We start from the raw sequence: 4,583 nt of genomic DNA on the forward strand, positions 1-4,583 counted from the left end.
CGGCTTGGACTTCTGGACGACCTCGAGAACGACTTGTTCCTTGAACTCCGCACTGTATTTCGGTGCCGACATGATCTAATTCTACCTCACGATCATTTCACCCACTGTCCGAAAAACACCAAGCACTCCAGTACTCCCAGTTCTCGCTCACCCATCCGGTCACCGCACCAGCAGCGTTCTGCAACATCCCGTTGGACGCCTGCTGATAGGCCCGCAGGTCCTCCTCGGACACGGGCCGCAAACCCAGCGGATCAGCGGACCCGACGGGGTCGTTACCGGCGTACGAGTACGGGTTCGCCGCCCACGCCGCACCAGCCACCGGCTCGAGCGGATCCGCCGACAAGAACACCCCCGAAACAGGGGCCCCTGATGCGAGTGATTGATCAAAACGGCAAAGAGGCCACTATCCAGTTGTCAAACAAACCACTACTCGAAAAAATCGGTAACAATCAACCTGAAGACCTCGCACAAGTAGAGAACCCACTCAAAACATGTCCACCCTCGACAATCCTGCTTCGGTTGTTGGGTTCAAGATGGCTGGCGTACACTCCTTCCACTATCATTTTGTTCATGAAGCTTATTCGCAGGAACCTTCCCAGCAGTGTTGCCCCTTGTCACGCGGGCATCCATCGGTGTTATGAATAAGCCTCATTATACATGTAGTGAATTTTTGATATGGCCGTCATGAAACGAAATCGTATTTTTGATGGATTCGTGGTCTTGTTTCGGATATGATTGAGACATGCAGATCGAGGTCACCCCGGAAGAAACCGCTGTCCTGATCAGGTGGAAGAAACGCACAGACACTTACGTGCTGGTGCGGATGAAAGCCGAAGCCATTTTGTATGCCTCCGAAGGAGTTGGCATCAATATCATAGCGAAAATGGTTGAGCGCAGCGAGAAAACCGTTCGAGAATGGCTGGCCGACTGGCAGGCCAGCAGGATGTGTTCGGTGCTGACCGGGCACGCGGGGAACCAGAACGCCGCGAAACTCACCCGCACCCAGAAACAAGACCTCAAAACTGTTCTGGCCCAGCCGCCCTCCCGGTCAGGTATCGACGCCGAGTTCTGGGACGTGCCGTCCCTACGAGACGTAGTGAAGATTCTGTTCGACGTGGAGTACGAGTCAGAATCTTCGTATCAGCTGCTCCTGCGGTTCTGCGGGCTCAGTTTCAAACTGCCCGACCCGTTCGACAAGCACCGCGACGAACAGGCCATCACCCGACGCATGACCGAGGTGAAGACCCAAGTCAACGACCTGTTGGAGGCCGGCTGTGAGGTGTACGCCATCGATGAGGTCCGCCTGGAGCACGAGGCCGAGACCCGCCGCATGTGGCTGCCCAAAGGACAACGCACCAAACTGTACGTGGACCGGCAGAAAGTGTCCCAGTCGTTCTTCGGCGCCCTCTCGCTTACTGACAAGAAAGTGCGGCTGTATCCGATCGAGGGGAACCAGAACACCGAACAGATCATCCTGGCTCTGGAACGGCTACAGCGTGAAACCAAGGCCGACCGGATCGCTGTCGTGCTGGACAATGCGCGGTTCCACCACGCCAAGGCCCTGACCAGCCTCTACGAGCCCGGCCAGTTGCTGGAGCGCATCACACCTGTTTTCTTGCCGCCGTACGCGCCCGATCACAACCCGGTCGAGCACGTCTGGGGCACCGCTAAAAACAATATTGCGAACATCCAGCACCAGACCCCCGAGCAGACCTTCGGGGCATTCGCCTCGTACATCACAGGACGCACCTTCGACTACGACTTCGAGCACCTCCCCAAACCCCAACCAGAAACCGATCTTGTTTCATGACGGCCATAGTACTCTCGAAGGGTTCAATAAAGTTATGGTCACGCACATAAAGAAATGAGTAAGCAATCGTGATATATACCATAAGGGGCTAGCCTTATCAACATTACTTAACACTCTTGTATGACAAAGATGGGCATCTCTCAAATAATCATGCCCTTGTCTTATGGCGGTCATGAAACAAGATCGGTTTCTGGTTGGGGTTTGGGGAGGTGCTCGAAGTCGTAGTCGAAGGTGCGGCCGGTGATGTACGAGGTGAATGCTGTGAAGGTTTGTTCGGGGGTCTGGTGCTGGATGTTCGCGATATTGGTTTTGGCGGTGCCCCAGACGTGCTCGACCGGGTTGTGGTCGGGCGCGTACGGTGGCAAGAAAACAGGTGTGATGCGTTCCAGCAACTGGCCGGGCTCGTAGAGGCTGGTCAGGGCTTTGGCGTGGTGGAACCGCGCGTTGTCCAGCACGACAGCGATCTTCTGGGTTTTGGTTTCGCGCTGTAGTCGTTCCAGGGCGAGGATGATCTGTTCGGTGTTCTGGTTCCCCTCGATCGGATACAGCCGCATTTTCTTGTCAGTCAGCGAGAGGGCGCCGAAGAAGGACTGGGATACTTTCTGCCGGTCCACGTACAGTTTGGTGCGTTGTCCTTTGGGCAGCCACATGCGGCGGGTCTCGGCCTCGTGCTCCAGGCGAACCTCATCGATGGCGTACACCTCACAGCCGGCCTCCAACAGGTCGTTGACTTGGGTCTTCACCTCGGTCATGCGTCGGGTGATGGCCTGTTCGTCGCGGTGCTTGTCGAACGGGTCGGGCAGTTTGAAACTGAGCCCGCAGAACCGCAGAAGAAGCTGATACGAAGACTCTGACTCGTACTCCACGTCGAACAGAATCTTCACTACGTCTCGTAGGGACGGCACGTCCCAGAACTCGGCGTCGATACCTGACCGGGACGGCGGCTGGGCCAGAACTGCCTTGAGGTCCTGTTTCTGGGTGCGGGTGAGTTTCGCGGCGTTCTGGTTCCCCGCGTGCCCGGTCAGCACCGAACACATCCTGCTGGCCTGCCAGTCGGCCAGCCATTCTCGAACGGTTTTCTCGCTGCGCTCAACCATTTCAGCGATAATCCCCACATCGACACCACGAGAGGCGTATAGGATGGCTTCGGCTTTCATGCGCACCAGTGCGTAATTGTCTGTGCGTTTCTTCCATCTGATCAGGACAGCGGTTTCTTCTGGGGTGACCTCGATCTGCATGTCTCGATCATATCCGAAACAAGACCCCGAACCCATCAAAAATACGATTTCGTTTCATGTCGGCCATAGCTGCCCTATTTTAATGGCATTAAAAATAACTTATCCAACATCCTGATTAACGACAGGAGAATTATTCAACCAATCTCAAACTGTCCATTAGTGCGGCTACTCTTGATTGCGCGCATGGTAGAAATTAGAGAATACTTGGCAGCGAAGCTAAAGTTGAAGTTATCACTAGCCAGTACAGTATAGTTTCCTTCCGTCGAGGGAGTAATGGTTATCGAACAAGGTTCCAATGTTCCACTGGCTGATAAATCATGACAACCAGTCATTTGGATTTTCAGTGCTACTGTATCATATTCATTGGAAACCCATCGAGGGGGTGGCTCGTCGGGAAAATCGGCTAACTCAATTTCAAGAAAAGCTGAGCTGGGAAAAGGGTCAAATCGAATTGCATTGCAAACTGCAGCATCGAGATTTGCTGGTCGTCCACCGAATACTTCAAAAAGCCCTCGCGAGCCGCTGATATTTGCAGCCCACCAGTCATGTAAGGGGTATTCAACGTTTGATCGTCTCATAGCCTTCCGTTTCTTCAATGCAGACTGGATGCAGATTGCTCAGTACACATTGGCTAGATGAAATATGCAGAACTGTGTCAGATATAGCTAATAGGCTCTCCACGATAGAACTCTTTTCGCTAGGTTTTACGCTGAAGAAGTTCTCTACCCCAGCTACTTCTTCACAGCCAATATAAACCCCACCGGTGTACTTTAGGTCGAATCTCACCGCATTATTTTCTGATCCTAGGAGCAATGGGTGAGTTGGATTAATTCCGTGGATAATAACTGGTATTTCTACCAGATCCAATCCAGGGTAGATAGAAACAACATCGACCATAGCCGGGAATGTGCTACCACTTACATGGTTGCATATGGTTTTAGCCATGTCGCCATGTAGTATGATGCTCCAATCAATGTCTACCTTCATTTCACTTCCAAGGGTAATGGCTATAGGTGCCAGGAACCTTTCCCGTTCTTGTATTTTCAGGTGGCCTAACATTAAAATGTTGACCTACGCTACCCCCATCGTCAAAAACGTGGCCAGCTGCATGGTCTTGAATAACAACTGGGTCATGGCCTTGTCCGGTGTAATGATACTCACGAGTGGAAATTGGTAGACCATCGCTGTCGAGAACGTTCCGATCAAACTTATCTGTCATATTCACTCTTTCAACGGAAGAAGGCTGCTCTGACATGGGAACACCGGCATCGCGTTTAGCACTGCGTAGAGCATCTCTGCGGCTCTCACGCATGGGAACTTCTGGCTTTTTATCGGCCGCATCCCCCAGAGCTTCGCATGCTCCGTTTTCTCCGGTGATTGGGTCTTGGTTGTTGTGGACGAGGATGGCTTGTCCGGTGTTGGTGGCCACGTGGTAGTTGTGTAGGCCACCGATGGCGAGGTTGTGGACGGTCTGGGTGTGTCCGGTGGCCTGGACCGAGACCACTTGGACGGTCTGGCCGTCCGGGGTGTGGAGG

5 protein-coding genes are annotated in these 4,583 nt (G+C 53.3%); 1 reads left to right on the forward strand and 4 read right to left on the reverse strand.

Annotation, left to right across the window (positions count from 1 at the left end):
- Positions 1–742 precede the first annotated feature (742 nt).
- Complete coding sequence (locus D9T14_RS13015) at positions 743–1,810, forward strand: IS630 family transposase (protein ID WP_121592124.1); 1,068 nt, start codon at positions 743–745, stop codon at positions 1,808–1,810.
- A gap of 170 nt (positions 1,811–1,980) precedes the next feature.
- Here D9T14_RS13015 and D9T14_RS13020 read toward each other — a convergent pair whose 3' ends face one another.
- The 4 genes from D9T14_RS13020 to D9T14_RS13025 all read right to left on the reverse strand — a co-directional run.
- Entirely contained in the window at positions 1,981–3,048 is a 1,068-nt protein-coding gene (locus D9T14_RS13020) for an IS630 family transposase (RefSeq protein ID WP_121592125.1), read from the reverse strand.
- 134 nt (positions 3,049–3,182) lie between these two features.
- Positions 3,183–3,626: an Imm50 family immunity protein gene (locus D9T14_RS13460; RefSeq protein WP_126464160.1), complete on the reverse strand. Its 444-nt coding sequence runs from the start codon at positions 3,624–3,626 to the stop codon at positions 3,183–3,185.
- On the reverse strand, positions 3,607–3,993 hold the full coding sequence (locus D9T14_RS13465; protein WP_126464161.1) for a hypothetical protein: 387 nt from the start codon (positions 3,991–3,993) through the stop codon (positions 3,607–3,609). Before D9T14_RS13465 ends, D9T14_RS13460 begins: the two co-directional genes overlap by 20 nt.
- A 43-nt stretch (positions 3,994–4,036) precedes the next feature.
- The coding region (locus D9T14_RS13025; protein ID WP_259460217.1) for an HNH/endonuclease VII fold putative polymorphic toxin at positions 4,037–4,583 on the reverse strand (547 nt) is incomplete at its 5' end.

It is taken from the genome of Propionibacterium australiense (genome assembly GCF_003666605.1).
In the GTDB taxonomy this organism is placed as follows: domain Bacteria; phylum Actinomycetota; class Actinomycetes; order Propionibacteriales; family Propionibacteriaceae; genus Propionibacterium; species Propionibacterium australiense.

Excerpts from the sequence above, each read along its gene's own strand:
- D9T14_RS13015 (WP_121592124.1), top strand. The coding sequence starts at position 743 with ATGCAGATCGAGGTCACCCCGGAAGAAACCGCTGTCCTGATCAGGTGG.
- D9T14_RS13020 (WP_121592125.1), bottom strand. The coding sequence starts at position 3,048 with ATGCAGATCGAGGTCACCCCAGAAGAAACCGCTGTCCTGATCAGATGG.
- D9T14_RS13460 (WP_126464160.1), bottom strand. The coding sequence starts at position 3,626 with ATGAGACGATCAAACGTTGAATACCCCTTACATGACTGGTGGGCTGCA.
- D9T14_RS13465 (WP_126464161.1), bottom strand. The coding sequence starts at position 3,993 with ATGGCTAAAACCATATGCAACCATGTAAGTGGTAGCACATTCCCGGCT.